This window comes from Bradyrhizobium sp. LA2.1, from assembly GCF_040547725.1.
GTDB classification, from domain to species: domain Bacteria; phylum Pseudomonadota; class Alphaproteobacteria; order Rhizobiales; family Xanthobacteraceae; genus Bradyrhizobium; species Bradyrhizobium barranii.
This window is the reverse complement of the sequence record NZ_JBEPQI010000025.1, coordinates 1-19,755: the sequence shown is the minus strand read 5'-3', so window position 1 is coordinate 19,755 and position 19,755 is coordinate 1. Positions and strand designations below refer to the sequence as shown.

Below are 19,755 nucleotides of genomic sequence, written 5' to 3'. Positions count from 1 at the left end.
CTATTCGCCGGAAGCCTTCGGCATTTCCCCCACATATGACGAACTCGGCCGGATCAACCGCCCCGTCCGCTGTTGCTCGCGCGCATGGGCGGTCCATCCCGCTGCACGCGCCACGGCGAAGATCGGCGTGAAGGCCTGGCGTGGAATGGCGAGAGCATCGAGCAGAATCGCCGTGAAGAACTCCACGTTCGTCTCCAGCGGCCGGTCCGGATTCTTCTTGCGCAGCGCGCTGCGGATATAGGCCTCGACCTCGCCGGCAAAGGGCAGGTCGGCGCCGTTGGACGCCAGCGCCTCGACTGCGGTCTTGAGCACATCGGCACGCGGATCGCGCACGCGATAGACGCGGTGGCCAAAGCCCATCATCCGCTCGCCGCGCGCCAGCGCCGCATCCACCCAGGGCTGGATGCGCTCGCGCGAGCCGATCGCGTCGAGCATTTCCAGCACCGGCTCGGGCGCGCCGCCATGCAATGGACCGGTGAGGGCGCAATAGCCGGCGGTGACGGCCGCGAACAGGTCAGCTTGCGTCGAAGCCACCACGCGCGCGGTGAAGGTTGACGCATTCATGCCGTGATCGCTGGCGGTGACGAGATAGGCGTCCAGCGCCGCGACCTCACGCGGCTCCGGTGAGGCGCCGCGCAGCATCCGCAGCGTATCGGCGGCATGGCTCGCATTCGGATCGGGCGCGACCGGCTCCAATCCCTTGGCACGACGGACCAGCGCGCCTGCGATCACCGGAAACGCGCCGACGATCGTCGCCTCATGTTCCAGCCCGTTCTCCGCGCGCAGGCCCGCGACCGCCGCGCGGAACCCGTCGACGATGCCCATGCCGCGCGTCGCCGGCAACAGCTCCGGCAAACGCGCGAACGCACGCTCGCGCGCCGCGCCCAGGCTCGCCCGCACATTGGCTTCGCTCAGCGTGGTCTTGCTCGCGCCATTCCAGAGCCGGGCGGTAACGCCCTCGAAGCTCGACTGGCTTGCGAGGGTGCCGACGTGCTCGCCGGCGATGATCAGTTCGCCGCGCTCGCCATCGACATGGCTCAGCACGGTCTCGGCCGCGGGAACGCCGTCCAGCCCGATCTGGCTTTTGGTGAGGTGGATGTTCATGACCCAATCTCCTTTGCACTGCACCAGGAGAAAATCAGGCCTCTCGACAGATTGATCAATCTTGATTACATAAATCAATATGATTAATTCCGAGGAACTCTATCTGTCGGCCCGGGAAGCCGCCGCCGAGCTCGCGATCTCGCCGGCCACGCTCTACGCCTATGTCAGCCGCGGCCTGATCCGCTCCGAGCCGACGCCGGATTCGCGCAAGAACCGCTATCGGGCGGAGGACGTCCGCGCCCTCAAGGAGCGCCGGGTGCCGTCGCCGGAGCCGCGCGGCCTGCGCAGCTTCGACGCCGACCTGCCGGTCATGGACACGGAGATCTCGACCATTACCGAGGAGGGCGCGATCTACCGCGGCGTCAATTGCGTCGATCTCGCTGAGAACGACACGCTGGAGCACACGGCGACGCTGCTGTGGGACGTCTCCGACGTCGATCCCTTCACGCCGGACAATCAGCCCCAGATCTCCGACGAGATGCGCGCGATCGCAGAGGCCGCGCGCCGCGCCGCGCCGATCGACCGTGCCATCGCAGTGCTGGCGCTCGCGACCAGCGCGGACGCGCGTGCCTTCACCCGCGCGCCCGACGGCCGCGCGATGGTCGGCGGGCGCATCGTCCGCCTCCTGGTCGCGACCATGCTCAACGCCGAGCCGTCATCCGAGCCGCTGCACCAGCAGATCGCGAAGTCCTGGGCGCCCGATAACAAGCACGCGCCCGACCTCATCCGCCGCGCGCTGGTGCTGCTCGCCGATCACGAATTGAACGCCTCGACCTTCACCGCGCGCTGTGCGGCATCGACCGGCCTCAACCTCTATGACTCCGTCATCGCCGGCCTCGCCGCGTTGAAAGGGCCGAAGCATGGCGGCGCCGGCGTGCTGGCCTCGCAGCTCGTCAAGGCGCTGGTCGATCGCGATGTCGCCCCGATGGTTCGCGAGCGCGTCGCCCTGGGTGAGCGCTTTGCCGGCTTCGGCCACGGCGTCTACAAGCGCGGCGATCCCCGCGCGCAGTCGCTGCTGAACGCGCTGGCGCGCTCCGGCGCGCCGCGCAAATTCACGCGCGAAGTGCCGGAGCGGATCGTCGAGGCGACCGGCGAGCTCGTCAACATCGACTATGCACTGGCCGTCCTCGTGCACGCGCTGCGCCTGCCCTTAGGCAGCGAGCTCGCGCTGTTCGCGATGGCCCGCAGCGTCGGCTGGATCGCGCACGCCAGCGAGCAACTACAGTTCGGCAAGCTGATCCGTCCGCGGGCGCGCTATGTCGGACCGGCGCCGGGAAGAAGGGCTAGTTAGAATCTCTCAGCGAGCGCGTCGTCCTCCGCTGTCGTCCCTGCGTTCGCAGGGGACCCATAACCCCAGGGAGCGGTTTGGCGACGACTGGTCGTTCGGTACTCCCGCCGGTCGCAATCGATAGATCACGCGGTATGGGTCCCTGCGCCCCGTGCGCAATTGCGCACGAGGCAGGGACGACGCCGGCGCACTAAGCCCGCGGCTTGGACGTCGCGACGAGGCCGTTCTGCCGGCGGCGGTAGTACCAGATGCCAAGGCCGCCGATGATCGCCACGGCCACCACCATCAAGATCCAGATGTGCTTGAACGGATGCCCATGGTGCGGCACGCCGAAATATTGGTGAAAGGCCGATACCGCCAGCACGCCCGGCAGCACATGCGCGGGAGCCCAGACCAGGATCGCCGGGATATTCACGGCATAAAACTTCGCAGGGGGCATCCCCAACGCGCCGGCGGTGACGGGCACGAAGGCGCGGATTGGCGGCACGAAACGGGCGAAGAACACGGCCCAGGTGCCGAAGCGGTGAAAGAAGCTTTCGCTCTCGGCGACCACCCGCGGATAGTTGGTCAGCGGCCAGTTGTTGAGGATCTCGCGCTGCCGCCGGTGCCCGATCCAGTAGGCCGAGCCGTCGCCGAGCACGGCGCCGATTGCCGCCGCCAGCAGCACCCATTGCAGCTTCAATTCCCCGCCTGGAACCAGCGCGCTCAGTGCCAGAATGATGGTCGAGCCGGGGATCACCGACCCCACCACCGGAACTGCTTCGAGCAGCGCCGCCAGGAACAGGGTCAGATAGGCCAGCCACACATGGGCTGAAACGAAGGATATGAGGGGATCGAGAAAGGACGTCACGTCGTCTTTCGTGGGGGGGCTGGAGCACCGGGGTTCGGACCCTACATAAGTAGGTGCACGCGGTAAAAGTGCCATTCGCGTGGGCAGGCCACACCTCCCGCCCGAAATTCGAGCGTGATTCGCAAGGCAGCCCTCCAAAAATCGCGTTCCTTGCCTATCTAAATGAAAAGACAATGGAACTTTGATTGGGGCGCGGGCTTCTGCCGGCACGTTGTCTCTGATAAGTTCGCAACCGCACCCAGCCGCAGCCAACGTGCAAATAACTGGTCTCGGGATCGCCCGGGGCCTCGGAGGATTGATGACGACCGCCGCTCTGTCCAAAGTTGAGGAAATTTCCGGTCTGCCCGACATGAAGGTGTCGGTGCGCCAGGTGTTCGGGATCGACAGCGATCTTGAAGTCCCGGCCTATTCCGAAGTCGATCCTCATGTGCCCGAAGTCGATTCTGATTACCGCTTCGACCGTGCCACCACGCTTGCCATTCTCGCCGGTTTCGCCCGCAACCGCCGCGTGATGGTGACCGGCTATCACGGCACCGGCAAATCCACCCATATCGAGCAGGTCGCTGCCCGCCTGAACTGGCCCTGCGTGCGCGTCAACCTCGACAGCCACATCAGCCGTATCGACCTCGTCGGCAAGGACTCCATCGTGGTCCGCGACGGCAAGCAGGTCACCGAATTCCGCGACGGCATTTTGCCCTGGGCGCTCCAGCACAACATCGCGCTGGTGTTCGACGAATACGACGCCGGCCGTCCCGACGTGATGTTCGTGATCCAGCGCGTGCTGGAAGTCTCCGGACGCCTGACGCTGCTCGACCAGAACAAGGTGATCAAGCCGCACCCGGCCTTCCGCATGTTTTCGACCGCCAACACGGTCGGCCTCGGCGACACCTCGGGCCTCTATCACGGCACCCAGCAGATCAACCAGGGCCAGATGGACCGCTGGTCGATCGTCACCACGCTGAACTATCTCGCCCATGACGAGGAAGTGGAGATCGTGCTGGCCAAGGCCAAGCACTATCGCACGCAGGAAGGCCGCGACATCGTCAACAAGATGGTCCGCCTTGCCGATCTCACCCGTAACGCCTTCGCCAATGGCGATCTGTCGACGGTGATGAGCCCGCGCACGGTGATCACCTGGGCCGAGAACGCTGATATCTTCGGCGATATCGGCTTCGCGTTCCGGGTCACCTTCCTCAACAAGTGCGACGAGCTCGAGCGTCCCCTGGTCGCCGAGTTCTACCAGCGCTGCTTCAACGCGGAGCTGCCGGAATCGGCGGTCAACGTGGCGCTCAGCTAGACCATGCCAAACATCACCGTCGAGCGCACCATTGGGACCACCAAAAAGGCTGTGCTCGCCGGGCTCGGCGCCTATAACGACGAGCAGTTCGGGAAGCAGAAGGTCAGGAGCATCGCGGTCTCGCTGAAAGACCGCGGCAAGATCGTCGGCGGCATCGTCGGACACCTCTGGGCCACGGTTCTGTTCATCCAGTACTTCTGGATCGACCAGAAGCAGCGCGGCAAGGGTCTTGGCACGAAGCTGATCGCGGCGATCGAGGACGAGGCAAGACGGCAGGGCGCGATCCAGGCCCATGTCGACACGATGAGTTTCCAGGCGCCGGGCTTCTATCGTTCCTGCGGGTACGAGGAGTTCGGCACCCTCAAGGGCTATCCCGGCGGCGTGACGCGCCACTCGTTTACGAAGTCGCTATGAGCACATCATCATCCAATTCCAAATTCCGTAACACCAAGGAAGCCCCGACCGAGCCGTTCAAGCGCTCGGTGGCCTCCTGCTTGAAGGCGATCGCGAAGTCGCCCGAACTCGAGGTCAGTTTTGCTGCCGAGCGCCCTGGTCTGGCGCCGGGCAAAGCGCGGCTGCCCGAGCCCGCGCGCAAGATGACCAAGCGTGACGCTGCGATCGTGCGCGGCCACGCCGATTCCATCGCGCTCAAGATCGCCTGTCACGATGCAAAGCTGCATCGCAAGCTGATGCCCGGCAATCCGCAGGCGCGCGGCGTGTTCGAGGCAGTCGAGCAGGCCCGCGTCGAGGCGATCGGCGCGCGCCGCATGGCGGGCGTTGCGAAAAACCTCAGCGCGATGCTCGACGATCACTTCCATCGCGGCAAGTTCGACGAAATCACCGATCGTGCCGATGCGCCGCTGGCGGATGCGCTGGCGATGCTGGTGCGCGAGCGCCTGACCGGCATGGCGCCGCCCACGGCGGCGAAGAAGATGGTTGATCTCTGGCGGCCCATTCTCGAGGACAAGATCGGCAAGCGGCTCGATCGGCTCGATGGCCTGGTCGAGGACCAGACCAGGTTCGGCGACGCCGTGCATGACCTGTTGACCGCGCTCGAGCTCGGCGACGAGCGCAGCGCCGACAGCGAAGACAACGACGACGAGGAAAACCGCGACGGCGACAACGACCAGTCCGGCGCCGAAGGCTCGCCCGATTCCGATGCCGCGCAGGAGATGAGCGCCGACCAGGCGCAGGCCTCCAGCGAGGAGATGAGCGAGAGCGCGATGGAAAGCGCGCAGGCCTCGACCTCCGACACGTTCGACGACGGCGAGCTCGGCGACGACGAGACGCCGGGCGAGGCGACGCGTCCGAACGCGCACGGCAAGAACGAGCCGCGCGGGCCGGAATATCATGCGTTCGCGCCGAAATTCGACGAGGTCATCGCGGCCGAAGACCTCTGCGACCATGACGAGCTGGAGCGCCTTCGCGCCTATCTCGACAAGCAGCTCGCGCATCTGCAGGGCATCGTCGCCCGCCTCGCCAACCGCCTTCAGAGGCGCTTGATGGCGCAGCAGAACCGCGCCTGGGACTTCGACCTCGAAGAGGGCATTCTGGATCCGGCGCGGCTTTCGCGCGTGGTGACCGATCCCTATCACCCGCTGTCCTTCATGCACGAGAAGGAGGCGACGTTCCGCGACACCGTCGTGACGCTGCTGCTCGACAATTCCGGCTCGATGCGCGGACGCCCGATCACGGTCGCCGCGACCTGCGCCGACATCCTGGCGCGCACGCTGGAGCGTTGCGGCGTCAAGGTCGAGATCCTCGGCTTCACCACGCGCGCCTGGAAGGGCGGGCAATCGCGCGAGGCGTGGCTTGCCGCCGGCAAGCCGGCCAATCCCGGCCGCCTCAACGATCTCCGCCACATCATCTACAAGTCCGCCGACGCACCCTGGCGCCGCGCGCGGAAGAATCTCGGCCTGATGATGCGCGAGGGTCTGCTGAAGGAGAACATCGACGGCGAGGCGCTGGACTGGGCGCACAAGCGCCTGCTCGGTCGGCCCGAGCAGCGCAAGATCCTGATGATGATCTCCGACGGTGCGCCGGTCGACGATTCCACGCTGTCGGTCAATCCCGGCAACTATCTCGAGCGGCACCTGCGCCACATCATCGAGGAGATCGAGACCCGCTCGCCGGTCGAGCTGATCGCGATCGGCATCGGCCATGACGTGACGCGCTACTATCGCCGCGCGGTAACGATCGTGGATGCCGAAGAGCTCGGCGGTGCCATCACCGAGAAGCTCGCCGAACTGTTCAGCGAGACCAACACCGCGCCCACGCATCAGGCCGGTCGCCCGCGACGCAAACTGCATTCGTGAGCACGCAATCGTCCCGCCGCAGCTTTCTTGGCCACGCGGCGGCGGGATTTTCCACTCTCACACTCTCCCGACTGGCGCAGGCGCAGCCGACGACCGAGCCGCCGCCGCGCGCCGCGCAGATCGAGCACGCCGTCACCGAGCCGGTCAGCGTCGAGGTGAACGCGCGGCCGATTCCCAATTTCGAGCCGCGCGACCGCTCGCGCGTGCGCTTCGGTCAGCTGCAATATCGCAGCGGCCTGGTGCTGACCTCGCCCTATCGCGGCTTCGGCGGCCTGTCCGGCATCCGGCTCGATGCGAAGGGCGAGCGCTTCCTCGCGATCTCCGACCAGGGCGGCTGGTTCACCGGCAGCATCCGCTATTCCGGCGGCAAGATGATCGGGCTCGACGATGTCGAGGCGTCCCCGATGCTCAATTCCGAGGGCCGGCCGATCACGGAAAAGCGGTTCTGGTACGACACCGAGTCGCTCGCGCGCGACGGCAATGTCGTTTATGTCGGGCTCGAACGCGTCAACCAGGTCCTGCGCTTCGATTTCGCGAAAGGCGGCACGCGCGCCCGCGGCGAGGTGTTGCCGACGCCGCCCGCCGTCCGCAAGCTGCCCTCCAACAAGGGGCTCGAGGCGATGGTCGTCGTGCCGAAAGGCCAGCCGCTGGCCGGCAGCCTGATCGCCTTCTCCGAACGCGGGCTGGACGCCGACGGCAATCTGGTCGCGTTCCTGATCGGCGGTCCGTCGCCCGGCCAGTTCAGCGTCCGCCGCACCGAAAAATTCGACATCAGCGATGCCGTGCTGCTGCCGTCCGGCGAGCTTCTCATCCTCGAACGCAAATTCTCCTGGTTCACTGGCATCAACATCCGCATCCGGTCGATCCCCCTGAAATCCATCGCGCCCAACGCGCTGGTCGACGGGCCTGCGCTGTTCGCGGCCGATCTCGGCCACGAGGTCGACAACATGGAAGGCATCGACGCCCACGTCACGCCCGAGGGCGAGACCGTGCTGACGCTGGTGTCGGACGACAATTTCTCGATGCTCCAGCGCACGCTGCTGCTGCAGTTCACGCTGGTGGAGTGAACGTCCGCCCGCCCTTCTCCGACAAACCGTCATGCCCTGCCGCGCCATCCTCGCCCTCGCCCTCATTTTCACGCTCGCCGCGCTGTCGCCGGCCTTCGCGACGGCCGAGCATCGGTATGGAAAGAACGAATACGCCATCATCCAGGGCGGCCGCGCGCCGAACGGGAAGCTGTCCGTCGCAGCCCATGGCGGCGGCGAGTCCGGAAGCGAAGGCTTTCGCATCTACCTGATGGCTGAGCCCGGCCATCGTCGGCTGATGACGCTCGACAATGTCGACGACGACAACATTCTGGACTCGGCGCCGGATGCCTTCCACGCCGCCTGGTCGCAGGACTCACGCACCGTCGCGGTCTCGTTCCGCAGCGAGCGCCATATCGTCACGCTGAATCTCTACGCCATCGACGGCGGCCGCGCGCGGCTGGTCGCCGGGCCGGATCTGTTCCGCGACGTGACCGGCCGCAGCATCGACATCAAGACCGACGGCGATATGCGTACATCCGTGCCCGCGCTGACATGGCAGGCGCCGCGCCGCTTTCGCCTCACCGAGTACCGCGTGTTCGTGCTCGACGACACCGCGCTCGCCGACAAGCTCGGGCCGCTCGGCAAGGTCAGCAAGCGCGACGGCGGCGGCAACACGATCCAGTTCTCGGCCGAAGCCGACGGCGAGCTGTTGCCCGACGGCCGCATCCGCATGGGCAAGCCCGTGCCGGGCAGGTTCGAGGAGCTGGAGTAGGGGTCCCGAATTCGATCGTCGTCCCGGGCTCACGCTCCGCGTGCCCTGGGATGACAGCGGAGTTCCTGGCAAGCGGCCGAGGGTTATCTCCGCCTTGTGATCATATGACGCGCGCAATGCATGGCGCCGCGGGCGGGCATGTCCGCCGTGCAGCTGGCAATTCGCCGTAGGGCTACTAAACTTCATGCAATCGCTTCCATTCCTCCATCCCCCGGAACTCCCCGCATGAGCGCCCTGTTTTCCCCGATCAAGCTGCGCGGCCTGACGCTGAAGAACCGCGTCGTGGTGTCGCCGATGTGCCAGTATTCGGCCGACGACGGCGTCGCCACCGATTGGCACTTCACCCACATCAACAATCTCGCGCTGTCGGGCGCGTCGATGTTCTGCATCGAGGCGACCCATGTGGAGGCGATCGGACGCATCACGCCGGGCTGTCTCGGGCTCTATAGCGACGCCTGCGAGGCCGCGCTGAAGCAGATCCTCTCCTCCGTGCGCAAGCATTCCTCGACGGCCGTCGCGATGCAGCTCGCCCATGCCGGCCGCAAGGCCTCCAGCGCGCGGCCCTGGGACGGCGGCCAGCTCATTCCGCAAAGTGAAGGTGGCTGGCAGACGGTGGCGCCGTCGGCGTTGCCGCACAAGGAGGGCGAGGCCGCGCCGCTGGCGCTCGATGCCGCGGGCCTGAAGCGCATCCGCGAGGCCTTCGTCGACAGCGCCAAGCGCGCTGCCCGGCTCGGCATCGACGCGATCGAGCTGCACGGCGCGCACGGCTATCTCATGCATCAGTTCCTGTCGCCGATCTCCAACAAGCGCACCGACGAATATGGCGGTTCGCTCGAGAACCGCATGCGCTTTCCGCTCGAGATCTACGACGCGGTGCGCGCGGTCTTCCCGCACGACAAGCCGGTCGGCATGCGGGTGTCGTCGACCGACTGGGTCGAGGGCGGCTGGGACCTGGCGCAGACCATCACGTTCGCAAACGCGCTGAAGGCGCGCGGCGTCGACTGGATCGATGCCTCCTCCGGCGGCGTCTCGCCGCTGCAGAAGATTCCGCTCGGCCCCGGCTATCAGGTGCAGTTTGCCGACGCTATCAAGCGCGAGACCGGATTGCCCACCATGGCCGTCGGCCTGATCACCGAAGCGAAGCACGCCGAGGAGATCGTGGCATCCGGCAAGGCCGACATGGTCGCGCTCGGCCGCAGCTTGCTCTACGATCCCCGCTGGGGCTGGCACGCCGCGGCCGAACTCGGCGGCGAAGTCGAAGCCCCGCCGCAATACTGGCGCTCGCAGCCGTCGACGCAAAAGGCGCTGTTCGGCAAGACCACGTTCGGGGCGAGGTAGGGCGCGAGCGGGCGCTGCAATCACAACTGTCGTCCCTGCCTAGTGCGCAATTGCGCACGGGGCGCAGGGACCCATACCGCGTGATCTCACCATGATGCGCGGTATGAGTTGCCGCTGCACAACTTAAAGTCTTCGCCAAATCTCTCCCTGTGGTGATGGATCCCGGATCTGCGCTTCGCTTGTCCGGGACGACAGCGGTGGGGGCAGCGCGGGCCATCGTGCCCTCACTATCCCGCGCCCTCACGCATCCGTAACTCTCCTCACCTTCCACGCACCGCGAAACTGGCCTACCCTCCCGCGCACCCAACTCCTCAGGGAGGCCCGCCATGCGGTTTCGTGTTCGCAAGACTGCCCACGTGTTCGAGCGCGTGGGCCTCGCGATGGCCGGCGCGGCGTGCGGGCTGTTCGTCGGCGCCTATGTGGGATCTTCGATCGCCCCGCTCACCACGCAGGGCTTCCTGCTGCTGATGATGCTGCTCGGCTTCGTCGGCTTCTATCTCGGCATCGACACGCCGCAACTGCCCTTCGACGATGCGCACAGCGCCATCGACGCCGCGGAATTCCTCAGCGCCGCCGGCACGCTCTGCGCGACGCTCACCGCGCTCGCCTCCGTCGGCGTCATCGTGCTCCGCCTCGAGCCGCACCTGGCGTGGACCTGGCTCGCTTTGTTCGGCTGGATCGCCGGCGTCGCCATGCAGATCGTCGCCGGCACGAAAGCCAGGATGCGGGCGTAGCTACGACAGCTGTTGGAAAAGGTCGCGCCACAAGCACACCGCGTTCCCTCCCCCCTTGCGGGGGAGGGCTAGGGAGAGGGGTAGCCACACGGCACGCGCCATCGAATGAAGCGAGCCTGTGTTGCGTCACCTCGCACGCAGCCAACACCTATTGCTGGGCCACCCCTCTCCCCAACCCTCCCCCGCAAGGGGGGAGGGAGCAGAGCGGAATGCTCGGCGGGATTATTCAGTTGCGGCGAGCACCGCTAAAACACCACGCCGATCCGCGAGCCGCGCTTCCAGGCGATGCGGCAGCGCTTCTTGGTGTTGACGTGCAGCAGCTCGAACCTGTCGGGGATATTCACCTGCCCGCCGAGATCGACGCAGGCGCCGCCGGGCGAATAGTCGATCAGCGTGCAGGGGATCACCGGCGCGCGCGGGTCGGTGATGATCTTGGCCTGGCGGGACACCAGCCCGGAAGGTTTCACGCGGGCATGTCGGCGCGGATGCATTGGCACTCTCCTCCAATTCCGCGGACGGCGCGGGTGGTCTTGAGCGGCATGATGGAAAAGAGTTGATGCGATCCGACTAAGGGCGGCCTGAGAATTTTAATGAAAAGTAGCAACGAACGCAGAAAGCGCCGGTAGCGGGGTGGGGCGGTCTCCATCTCCACTGTCGTCCCTGCGAAAGCAGGGACCCATACCGCGTGATCTGTCGGTTGGCGGCGGTGGGCGCACCGAGCCACTGGTCCGCGCCAAACGGCTCCCTGTGGTTATGGGTCCCTGCTTTCGCAGGGACGACAGCTGAACGTGTGGCGCGCTCCCGCCTCCCATGACGAGCTTTGGGCGGCACCTCACACTCGCTCCGTCTCCGGCGTCTCCGCCATCTCCGCATGCGGCCTCACCGGCATCGGCACGGTCACATAATCCTTCGGCAGGTTCACCGGCCGGTAGCCCGGCTCCACCGCCATCCGCTTCAGCACGCTCTCGTGCACATGGGCGCCTTCGGGGATCACGCGCGGCTCGCAATCGGGGATGTAGAAGCCCAGAAAAACCTTCCGCTCCGGCCATTCCTTGTACTTTGCGCTCTTCGGCACAAATTCCAGCACGCGCCAGAGCGCCGTCGTCGAATTGTGCAGCTCGCCCACCTTGCCGGTGTAGGCAGGCTCGACATATTGGAACGGCGAGTTCTTGCGCTGGATGCCCCAGGCGAGCTGGTTCACGGTGCGCGGGTTGAAGTTCAGCCCGGCCTTCGCCGCTTCCTCGATCATCCAGATCAGCGGATATTTGGACTCGCCGCTCTCGATTTCCGGATAGCCGCCGCCGACGTCGCAATGCACGCCGGCGAACCACACCTGCATGATGTCCTGCGGCACCTTCTTCTCGTCGGGCACATAGCGGTTACTCCAATATTCCTGCGGCTCCTTGTACGCCTTGAGGCGGAACATGCAGCGCCGCTCGTCGATCGCGATCGCCTGCCGGAAGATTTTGACGCTCGGATTGCGCAGCGTGAAGGCGAGCTCCTCCAGGCTGAACACGAAGAAGAAATTGTCGCGCCGCGGCACGATCACGCTCGCCACCGTGTCCCAGACGCCGATGAAGTGGATGGTCGGCCAGCGCGTCGAGGTGATTCGCGCGAACTGCGCCGCGAGGTCGAATTCGTCCTTCGGCAGCGGCCCGCTCTCGTCGAAGGCGACATCCTTGAGGTCCTCGATGTCGTTGCCGCGCCCGGTGCCGGAATATTGCTTGTAGGCGACGAGGCCCGAGCCTGCGAGGTTCGCCTGCTCCGGCGAGATCAGGCCGATCTTGTGGATCAGCCCCGCCAGCACCCGCACGGTGTAGGCGCCGCGCGAGAAGCCGAACAGGTAGATGCGGTCGCCCGGCGCGTAATGCTCGACCAGGAAGCAATAGGCTGACAGCACGTTGTCATCGAGCCCGTAGCCGGTGGCGAGCCCCAGCACCAGATTGACGTTGGCCTTGAGCCGGTGCCACGTCGAAGGCTCCGTCACCGTGCCGACGCCCGGATCGTAAAACACCATCTGCCGCGGCTGCGTCTTGTCGGTCTTGCGCAGGCAGCGATACAGCTTCAGGACGTTGGAGATGTTCTCCGAGATCTCGTTGCCGGTGCCGTCGCAGCAGATGACGAGGTTCTTCGGCTCGGTTTTGGGTTTGTGCTGGTCGTCGTGCTCCACAGTATGCCCCTCCCGGTGATGCTACCGGGGCGAGTATAGCGAAAATGGATGGCAGCGAGGAGACGAAGTCGGCGTCGGTGGCATGGTGCCCCATTGCCCCATCATCTGTTGACATTAACCACCTGTTAACCATGTCGTCGCCTAATGAGGACGGTGGGGGTCACCATGTCGGCCCATATGACGCGACCGAAATTGATGCCTGTTTTGGCCGATCCAGCCTTTCATGCGCTGATCGGGCCGGCGGTTCGCGTCACGGCTGTCCTACGGAGCAAAGCCATGTTCGGGAAGGACGATCTAGTGGACAATCTCAGCCGCGATCTCGATCGTGCGCGCCTGCGCCGCGATGCACTCGCATCCGAAGCCACGACTCTCACGGCTCAGATCGCCGAAATCGAAGCCCGCCTTTCGGAAGAGAAGACCAGGCGGGAGCGTGATCGCGTCTTGGCCGAGATCGAAGCGATAAGAACGCGAATCAAACAAGCCGCCGGCGCGTTCGCACCGGTCGTCGACGGTCTCTCCAGGGCGATCGAGTCGGCCTCGGCCGTTGTGCCCGAGGCTCGCGAGCTCAACAGTTTCATCGTGTCGGTGGCGACCGAAATCGACAGCGTGCTCGATCCCCTGATGCGCGAACTGGATCAGCGCGCGGATGCGGTGCGGGCAGGGCAGGCCGTGCTGGACCTCCCGCGTTCGGCCAATGAAGCACCGCCCATCGAGCCGCCCAAAGACGGCAACGATCGCCTGCTTCGCTTCCCGGCATGGCTGTCTCGCGACAAGGAGCCGGAAAAAAGGGAAACGGCGGAGACCCCGCGCAGCACGGCAGCGTGAACGATCGGCGCGCCGCGCAGATCGGAAGCTCGCCTGCGGCCATCCTTCGAGACGCCCGCCTACGGCGGGCTCCTCAGGATGAGGTCGCGTTTCGCGGCGAGATATCAGAGCCTCGTATCACAGTGGTTCGGCACAGCCGGGGCCACAAACTCGTCATGCCCGGGCTTGTCCCGGGCATCCACGTTCTTCGTGCCGTGGGAAAGGTCGTGGATGGCCGGGACAAGCCCGGCCATGACGATGTGGGGGCATCGCGCTCGAGCGATTGCCCCGCGGTAGACAGATAACCCCCCGCGCCCGCTCAATTAGCGGAGCGGCGCAGGAAGGCCGGGATGTCGAGAAGGTCTTCGTCGGCTATATTGCGCGGAGAGGTGCGGCCGTAGGGATCGAGCGGCTGAGGCGCCGCGCGGCGCGCATATTCCGGATCGGGCCTTGCCGGTTGCACTGCGGGTCGGCCGGCCGCCGGGCGGAGCGGCGGGCTTTCCACGTGCGGAAGCGGCGCACTGCGCTGCTCGATGCGATCGGCGATGCGGCGGCTGTCGTCGCGCAGCCTGCCGGCGAGCTGCGTGAGTGCGGTTTCCACCGGCGCCGCCAGCTGCGCCGGGTCGACATTGTCGATCCCGGTCGCCACCACCGAGACGCGGACGATGCCTTCGAGGCTTTCATCGAACGAGGCGCCGACGATGATGTTGGCGTCCGGGTCGGCCTCGTCGCGAATCCGGGTCGCGGCTTCGTCGACTTCGTACAGCATGAGATCCTTGCCGCCGGTGATGGAGATGATGAGGCCGCTGGCGCGCTTGATCGAGGGGTTCTCGATCAACGGATTGGAAATGGCCGCCACGGCGGCGGCGAGCACGCGTTTCTCGCCGGACGCCTCGCCCCGTCCCATCATGGCTTTGCCCTTCTCCCGCATCACGGAGAGAACGTCGGCAAAATCGAGATTGATCAGGCCTTCCTTGACGATGAGGTCGCTGATGCAGGCCACGCCCGAATAGAGCACCTGGTCGGCAAGGGCAAAGGCATCGGCGAATGTGGTCTTCGCGCTGGCCACCCGGAACAGGTTCTGGTTCGGGATGATCAGCAGGGTGTCGACCGTCTTCAGCAGCTCCTCGATGCCGGCTTCGGCAAAGCGCATGCGGCGCTGGCCCTCGAAATAGAATGGCTTGGTGACCACGCCGATCGTGAGGATGCCGAGCTCGCGCGCGGTCCTGGCGATGATGGGTGCGGCCCCGGTGCCGGTGCCGCCGCCCATGCCGGCCGTCACGAACACCATGTGCGCGCCGGTCAGTTGATCGCGGATCGTATCGATGACCTCCTCGGCTGCGGCGCGTCCCAATTCAGGCTGCGAGCCGGCGCCGAGGCCTGCGGTCACCTGGGTGCCCAGCTGGATGAGGCGCGGCGCCTTCGACATGGCAAGCGCCTGCGCGTCGGTATTGGCGACGACGAAGTCGACCCCCTGCAGCCCGGATGTGATCATGTTGTTGACGGCATTGCCGCCGGCGCCGCCGACCCCGAATACGACAATGCGCGCCTTCATCTCGTGAATATCGGTCATGCCAGTCATTCTGTCCTCGCGATTGCTCCGGCAGGCCGGGATGGAGAAGGGTTCGAGTGCTATCTGCGAGCCGCGCGGTCTGCGCCCACGATGGCCGCGGCCAGATGTCCCAATCGACGTGCGGCTTGTCCCGCGGTCGCGCCGCCAGCCTGGCGACCGGTCCGTAAGTCCGCCACTTCGTCTTCCAGTCGTGCCGCCCACGCATTGGCTGCCGCCGTCTCGGCGGCCGCCTGCAGCAGCTCGACGGCCAGGCGATCGGCACGCTCGCGCTCGCGCTCGAACACGGCCCTGTAGGCGGCTGCGACGTCTTCGAGCCGCGCGATCTCCGCCTTGAATGCTTCGGTCTCCATAGCGTTTTCGGGCGAAGTGGGTACCGGTTCGCGCAAGGAAAACGCGTCAGAACAGGAATCTGGAGCCCCGTTCCGATCTCGTCGGAACGGAAATGGCTCCAATGTCTCGACCCTTGCTAGGGAGGCATCGACGTGGTCCGCCCGGCGGGCCCGCCGCGGGCGGGGCGTGTAGCGGAGTTCGGAGAGATCGACGCTCACGAGCGCCTTGCCGTCATCCGACCGCGAGCGCGGCAAACGGCGACGTCTCGCCAGGGCACGAGCGGCCTCGCGCGAGATATTGAGGCGGGCACTGAGATCGGCATACGTCAACAACGCAACGCACATCGGCGCTTCTCCTGGAGCAAACCGGGAAGGCATTTCGAGCTAATGATGGCTGGACGATTAGTTGAGGCTAGGCTGCGTTGGTTAACGGACGGTTAACGCGCGCGCGTTGGCGGCATGGCGGCATCGAAGCCCGCGCGGGACGCCAGTATTGGGCAACGGAGTTCGAGGGCACCCCGCCAGGGATCGTGCAGCGGAGCATTGATTTTCGGAGATATAGGGACGACGGCGCGCAGAGCAGTCGAGCCTGCGGAGATCCCGCGCCTCACGCGGCCCGGTCGAGTTTCTTCCCATAGCCTTTCAGGCTTCCCTTCAAAGTCTCTTCGAGCCTGGTCGTGCGCGATCCGATCGCCGCGTTGGCCGCTCGCACGGCAGCCGCCTCGATCGCTTCGACGCGCTGAGCTTGTCGTGATGAAACAGCCATTTCGCGACCGTCGCCCAATCCCACAGCGGGCTGTCGGACGTCACGCGGGCGACCGGCGAGAGAAAATCCTTGGCTCGCTGCCCATTGGAATATTGCGTCATCGCCGCGCGCGTCATTCCGGTTCGGGCGGCGATATCGGAGAGGTTGACGAGCGGGTCGGGCTCGACGCGATCGACGTGGGCACCGGCGGCCCGCACGTTCCACACCGCCGTACGATGGCCTCGCTGACTGATTTCGCCTCCCGGGTGAAGTCGACGATGATGTGGCCCTTCTGGAAGGCGATCGCCGCGTCGTCGCAGCCATCATCATAGAATCGCTGCTCGAAATCCTCCGCCGCAGGATCGAGGCCGGACGCAATGATGCTGAATTCGAATTTCTTCTTGTCCTGCTCCCCTCACGGCCGCCCTCAATGCCCGATCTTGCGCCACCGCCAACCAATTGATTCGGCCTGCGCGACAACGGCTTCGATCTCCTTGTGCGGATGCCTGGGCCGATCAGCCATACGGAGACCTGAAGAGAACGGGAGTGTTAACAAACGTCAACATCGTCCCGCGCGGTAACCGTCGGTCTTGCGCAAGCAGCGATATAGCTGCGAGTGCGTTGGAGATGTTCTCGGAAATCTCACTTCCGGTGCTGTCACAGCAGATGACGAGGTTTTTCGGCCCGGCTTACGGATCGGTCTTGTGCTCTCGCTCCATGGTATGCTCCTATCGGGTGAGTATTGCGGGCTATGGCTGCCAACACGAGACGCCAAAATTCCGACTATTCGATTCGTCATCAACGAATCATGGCCCGGCGCTTTGCAAGTGGCTCAAATATCCGTCGCAGCCTGTGAAGTAATTCTGGGCGGCTCCCATCACTTCGGCTAGCGTAGACAGATTGAGTTGTTGGTGAGCGATCGGTATCGCCCTGCCTTTTGTGTCTACGGGATAACGGTACGAAAACGATGCCGGGTCCATCTTCGCGAATTCAGCGACAATCTCTGTGACGACCTGATCTGCGTCATTTTGATCATGCCCGTATAATTTGAGCACGTCGCAGAAGGCCTTCCATAAAACGCCTAAATCATGCGTCTTCCAGTTTGGGGCTACTCCCACTGTATATCCGTACATGGCAATGAAATACTTCAATGAAAGCTCAAGAAATTGACGGTAGTTAAAAACTACTGGAAACACGAGAGAGTCGCGATCTACATCGCTGTGCAAAGATCGCTCGACCATTAAGTCGGCCCCTTTCTTATATCCCGACATCATCATCACGAAACGGCCGTGGCCGTGCCTGTGAACATAAGCGTTGGCCTGAGGGTCACCCGACTCTGTGAATGCCTTGTCGCCAAGCCGAGGCCAGCGAAAGTCACACTCAAGAAGAGACTCGAATGTCGCTTCGTCGGTCATGGGCATCACTATCAAGAGTGGGAGGTCGCTGTAATTGCTTTGTGCGGACTGCAGAGCAGCATTCGGATAACCCTAGTCATCTATATCGCGAAATAAATCTTCAAGTGAGTCGCTTTTCGGCTGTGACTGCTGAAGCGGTGCATCAATGGCGGGGGTTTCTTCATATTCGGAATACATCTGCTCTTCGGCAGAACGAATGCTGGTCGCGAGCGCAGCTTTGACCGCAGCTTCATCCACTTGCGGGCCTAGCGCTGTAGTGAATTTGCTCACAGCGCTCTTAAACCGATCAAAATAGTCGGCAGGGTCGTATGAACTGCTCCATTCGCTCTGAAGCTTCTGAACTTGCGAGTCAATGTCGCTCATCCACGCATCACGTACTTCCAGTAGAATGTCGTCAAACTCATCTTGCTCAAGTATTGCTCGGAGCTCGTCCATTTCGATGAAGCTATCGTCCGCATCGTCAACGGCAGATCGTCTAACTGCTTCAACGAAGTCGAGGCGTTCCTCTTCGCTTAGTAGGCCGTGCCGATGCAGCACAAGTACAAATTCGACGTCTAGGTCATCTTTTAACGGTGGGCTGAACCAACGAATTCGATTTTTGAGATCGGGGCGCTCGTCAACTAAAGAGCGTGTTACCGCTGAGTTGGAGCGATAACAGATAAAGCTAACTAGAGAGGTCGTACCCAGAGAGGAAATGCGTCCGACCAGCAGCTCGTTCAATGCGGGAGGGACTACGACAGACGCTCCGTAGATTTGTATACCGGCGCACACAACCTCGCTAACGATAGTTTCCGGCTTGGCGCCGGTAAGATAGACTTCCACAAGCTCAGGGCTCTTTGCTACGTGCGCAGCGAAGGCGTCACTCACCGTAGGATGTCTATACGTCCAGTAAGGGCCGTCCTCGTCTTCAGCGAGATTTAGAAGACTACCGTTCAGGGCCTGAAGCTGATTTCGAATTTGAGCAGAGGTAACCCCAAATGCGGTTGCGGGCACGGTCAATTTATCTGTAGAGACCGGCGAGCGCATCACTCCACCATTTAAGAAGATTAGCGCTATTGCTGCCTTTGCTTCGGGAGATAGATTTTCGATTGTCTGCTCTAGAAATTCAGTCGGCCGCTCAAAAAAGTCTATGACACCTCTCTCGCTGGGAATTAAACTCTCGGTGAAAAGTATAGTGCCAAGGCGCCGCGCGGACTCCGGAAGAAAATTAGTGTTCTGTGCAATTTTGGGCAGAAATCGCTTTACGTTCCGCCGAAACTCCTTCGGCTGATCTCCGAGCTTCAAGTGATTGTATAGAATTCGGGCTTTTTCTTCCAATGTGAGATCGTGAACGTTTATGACGACTTGGCTTTTCCTAAGGATGGGAAACGCCTGCAACTTGAGCTCGGCCTTTGCAGAATTCCAGATGTAGTCCCGTGAGGTGAGGAGAAAGCGAGTGCCTCGCTTTAGTGCACCTTGCATCAATGGAAAAATCTGATTCCAGGCTTCGACGCGATCACGTTGATATTGCGTGCTTCCCCAAGCGTCGTCGATCCAGAAGAACTGGCTACCCTTCGAGTCGAGATGCTTTTCCAGATGTTCAGGAGAGGTCGATTTAATAGTCGAACATTTCCAAATATCATTCGCTCCCAAGGCGAGACTGGCTCCTATCGTCGATTTGCCAGCTGCGGGCGATCCCAGAAGTAGCACGACGCTATGGTCGCTGATTGCGCCCACACTTCTGCGATGGGCGTCTGTGACGACCAGCTTTTGGAGGTTGTCGCCCATTTCGCTCAGGATGAGTTGCGCCTGTCTGTAGGCTCGCCGATCCATGATCGACTCTAAGTCGATCAAGCCATACAGCCTCGGCACCATCATCCTGAGGCGAGGCGACTCGGCGATCCGGGCAATGATCCAATCGTAAGCGCGAATTTCCCTGCACCTTTTGCTTTTGGGTGCTCTGATGCATGAGGTGTCCACCAAAATAGGTGGACACCTTGTGATGGCAGACGAT

General features: G+C 63.7%; 18 protein-coding genes and 1 pseudogene. 10 read left to right on the top strand and 9 right to left on the bottom strand.

The window, feature by feature from the left end:
- Positions 1-1,104 (bottom strand): citrate synthase/methylcitrate synthase, encoded by a 1,104-nt coding sequence (locus ABIB95_RS35930; protein WP_354246694.1) that lies wholly within the window; start codon positions 1,102-1,104, stop codon positions 1-3.
- A 79-nt stretch (positions 1,105-1,183) separates the two neighbouring features.
- On the opposite strand from ABIB95_RS35930, the gene ABIB95_RS35925 reads away from it, so the two are divergent.
- Positions 1,184-2,395, top strand: coding sequence for a citrate/2-methylcitrate synthase (locus ABIB95_RS35925; RefSeq protein ID WP_354246691.1), 1,212 nt, complete (start codon positions 1,184-1,186; stop codon positions 2,393-2,395).
- A gap of 187 nt (positions 2,396-2,582) precedes the next feature.
- Here the strand turns inward: ABIB95_RS35925 and ABIB95_RS35920 are convergent, their stop codons facing one another.
- The gene (locus tag ABIB95_RS35920; protein WP_354246688.1) at positions 2,583-3,242 is read right to left on the bottom strand and encodes a DedA family protein; all 660 of its coding nucleotides are present in this window, start codon (positions 3,240-3,242) and stop codon (positions 2,583-2,585) included.
- 298 nt (positions 3,243-3,540) lie between these two features.
- On the opposite strand from ABIB95_RS35920, the gene cobS reads away from it, so the two are divergent.
- The 7 genes from cobS (at position 3,541) to ABIB95_RS35885 (ending at position 10,726) form a co-directional block, all read left to right on the top strand.
- Entirely contained in the window at positions 3,541-4,539 is a 999-nt protein-coding gene (gene cobS / locus ABIB95_RS35915; protein WP_063980631.1) for a cobaltochelatase subunit CobS, read from the top strand.
- A 3-nt stretch (positions 4,540-4,542) separates the two neighbouring features.
- Complete coding sequence (locus ABIB95_RS35910) at positions 4,543-4,953, top strand: GNAT family N-acetyltransferase (protein WP_028149462.1); 411 nt, start codon at positions 4,543-4,545, stop codon at positions 4,951-4,953.
- A complete protein-coding gene (cobT, locus tag ABIB95_RS35905) occupies positions 4,950-6,854 on the top strand; it encodes a cobaltochelatase subunit CobT (protein WP_354246685.1) in 1,905 nt (634 codons plus the stop codon). The genes ABIB95_RS35910 and cobT overlap by 4 nt, the downstream gene beginning before the upstream one ends.
- The gene (locus tag ABIB95_RS35900; RefSeq protein ID WP_354246682.1) at positions 6,851-7,921 is read left to right on the top strand and encodes an esterase-like activity of phytase family protein; all 1,071 of its coding nucleotides are present in this window, start codon (positions 6,851-6,853) and stop codon (positions 7,919-7,921) included. Before cobT ends, ABIB95_RS35900 begins: the two co-directional genes overlap by 4 nt.
- A 31-nt stretch (positions 7,922-7,952) precedes the next feature.
- Entirely contained in the window at positions 7,953-8,654 is a 702-nt protein-coding gene (locus ABIB95_RS35895; protein WP_354246680.1) for a hypothetical protein, read from the top strand.
- A 225-nt stretch (positions 8,655-8,879) separates the two neighbouring features.
- Positions 8,880-9,992, top strand: coding sequence for an NADH:flavin oxidoreductase/NADH oxidase (locus tag ABIB95_RS35890; RefSeq protein ID WP_354246677.1), 1,113 nt, complete (start codon positions 8,880-8,882; stop codon positions 9,990-9,992).
- 326 nt (positions 9,993-10,318) lie between these two features.
- Positions 10,319-10,726, top strand: coding sequence for a hypothetical protein (locus ABIB95_RS35885; RefSeq protein ID WP_063980635.1), 408 nt, complete (start codon positions 10,319-10,321; stop codon positions 10,724-10,726).
- A 245-nt stretch (positions 10,727-10,971) separates the two neighbouring features.
- On the opposite strand, the gene ABIB95_RS35880 is transcribed toward ABIB95_RS35885, so the two are convergent.
- Together ABIB95_RS35880 and ABIB95_RS35875 are read right to left on the bottom strand one after the other, a co-directional pair.
- The gene (locus ABIB95_RS35880; protein ID WP_028149457.1) at positions 10,972-11,217 is read right to left on the bottom strand and encodes a PilZ domain-containing protein; all 246 of its coding nucleotides are present in this window, start codon (positions 11,215-11,217) and stop codon (positions 10,972-10,974) included.
- A gap of 341 nt (positions 11,218-11,558) precedes the next feature.
- The gene (locus ABIB95_RS35875; RefSeq protein WP_354246674.1) at positions 11,559-12,896 is read right to left on the bottom strand and encodes a T6SS phospholipase effector Tle1-like catalytic domain-containing protein; all 1,338 of its coding nucleotides are present in this window, start codon (positions 12,894-12,896) and stop codon (positions 11,559-11,561) included.
- A 165-nt stretch (positions 12,897-13,061) separates the two neighbouring features.
- On the opposite strand from ABIB95_RS35875, the gene ABIB95_RS35870 reads away from it, so the two are divergent.
- Entirely contained in the window at positions 13,062-13,721 is a 660-nt protein-coding gene (locus ABIB95_RS35870) for a nucleotide exchange factor GrpE (protein ID WP_135216439.1), read from the top strand.
- Between the two features lie 298 nt (positions 13,722-14,019).
- On the opposite strand, the gene ftsZ is transcribed toward ABIB95_RS35870, so the two are convergent.
- Together ftsZ and ABIB95_RS35860 are read right to left on the bottom strand one after the other, a co-directional pair.
- Complete coding sequence (gene ftsZ, locus ABIB95_RS35865) at positions 14,020-15,273, bottom strand: cell division protein FtsZ (RefSeq protein WP_259259696.1); 1,254 nt, start codon at positions 15,271-15,273, stop codon at positions 14,020-14,022.
- A gap of 59 nt (positions 15,274-15,332) precedes the next feature.
- The gene (locus ABIB95_RS35860; protein WP_354246670.1) at positions 15,333-15,947 is read right to left on the bottom strand and encodes a hypothetical protein; all 615 of its coding nucleotides are present in this window, start codon (positions 15,945-15,947) and stop codon (positions 15,333-15,335) included.
- 408 nt (positions 15,948-16,355) lie between these two features.
- Here ABIB95_RS35860 and ABIB95_RS35850 point away from each other — a divergent pair, with 408 nt between their 5' ends.
- Entirely contained in the window at positions 16,356-16,679 is a 324-nt protein-coding gene (locus ABIB95_RS35850) for a hypothetical protein (RefSeq protein WP_354246668.1), read from the top strand.
- Between the two features lie 251 nt (positions 16,680-16,930).
- Here ABIB95_RS35850 and ABIB95_RS35845 read toward each other — a convergent pair.
- The 3 genes and pseudogenes from ABIB95_RS35845 to ABIB95_RS35835 all read right to left on the bottom strand — a co-directional run.
- Positions 16,931-17,066: pseudogene (locus tag ABIB95_RS35845) on the bottom strand (DUF2235 domain-containing protein); the annotation flags it as partial.
- An 87-nt stretch (positions 17,067-17,153) separates the two neighbouring features.
- Entirely contained in the window at positions 17,154-17,762 is a 609-nt protein-coding gene (locus ABIB95_RS35840; RefSeq protein ID WP_354246665.1) for a HEPN domain-containing protein, read from the bottom strand.
- Between the two features lie 72 nt (positions 17,763-17,834).
- On the bottom strand, positions 17,835-19,755 hold a 1,921-nt coding region (locus tag ABIB95_RS35835), incomplete at its 5' end, for an nSTAND3 domain-containing NTPase (RefSeq protein WP_354246663.1).

Excerpts from the sequence above, each read along its gene's own strand:
- ABIB95_RS35930 (WP_354246694.1), bottom strand. The coding sequence starts at position 1,104 with ATGAACATCCACCTCACCAAAAGCCAGATCGGGCTGGACGGCGTTCCC.
- ABIB95_RS35925 (WP_354246691.1), top strand. The coding sequence starts at position 1,184 with ATGATTAATTCCGAGGAACTCTATCTGTCGGCCCGGGAAGCCGCCGCC.
- cobS (WP_063980631.1), top strand. The coding sequence starts at position 3,541 with ATGACGACCGCCGCTCTGTCCAAAGTTGAGGAAATTTCCGGTCTGCCC.
- ABIB95_RS35910 (WP_028149462.1), top strand. The coding sequence starts at position 4,543 with ATGCCAAACATCACCGTCGAGCGCACCATTGGGACCACCAAAAAGGCT.
- cobT (WP_354246685.1), top strand. The coding sequence starts at position 4,950 with ATGAGCACATCATCATCCAATTCCAAATTCCGTAACACCAAGGAAGCC.
- ABIB95_RS35895 (WP_354246680.1), top strand. The coding sequence starts at position 7,953 with ATGCCCTGCCGCGCCATCCTCGCCCTCGCCCTCATTTTCACGCTCGCC.
- ABIB95_RS35890 (WP_354246677.1), top strand. The coding sequence starts at position 8,880 with ATGAGCGCCCTGTTTTCCCCGATCAAGCTGCGCGGCCTGACGCTGAAG.
- ABIB95_RS35885 (WP_063980635.1), top strand. The coding sequence starts at position 10,319 with ATGCGGTTTCGTGTTCGCAAGACTGCCCACGTGTTCGAGCGCGTGGGC.
- ABIB95_RS35880 (WP_028149457.1), bottom strand. The coding sequence starts at position 11,217 with ATGCATCCGCGCCGACATGCCCGCGTGAAACCTTCCGGGCTGGTGTCC.
- ABIB95_RS35870 (WP_135216439.1), top strand. The coding sequence starts at position 13,062 with ATGTCGGCCCATATGACGCGACCGAAATTGATGCCTGTTTTGGCCGAT.
- ftsZ (WP_259259696.1), bottom strand. The coding sequence starts at position 15,273 with ATGACCGATATTCACGAGATGAAGGCGCGCATTGTCGTATTCGGGGTC.
- ABIB95_RS35860 (WP_354246670.1), bottom strand. The coding sequence starts at position 15,947 with ATGTGCGTTGCGTTGTTGACGTATGCCGATCTCAGTGCCCGCCTCAAT.
- ABIB95_RS35850 (WP_354246668.1), top strand. The coding sequence starts at position 16,356 with ATGAAACAGCCATTTCGCGACCGTCGCCCAATCCCACAGCGGGCTGTC.
- ABIB95_RS35840 (WP_354246665.1), bottom strand. The coding sequence starts at position 17,762 with ATGACCGACGAAGCGACATTCGAGTCTCTTCTTGAGTGTGACTTTCGC.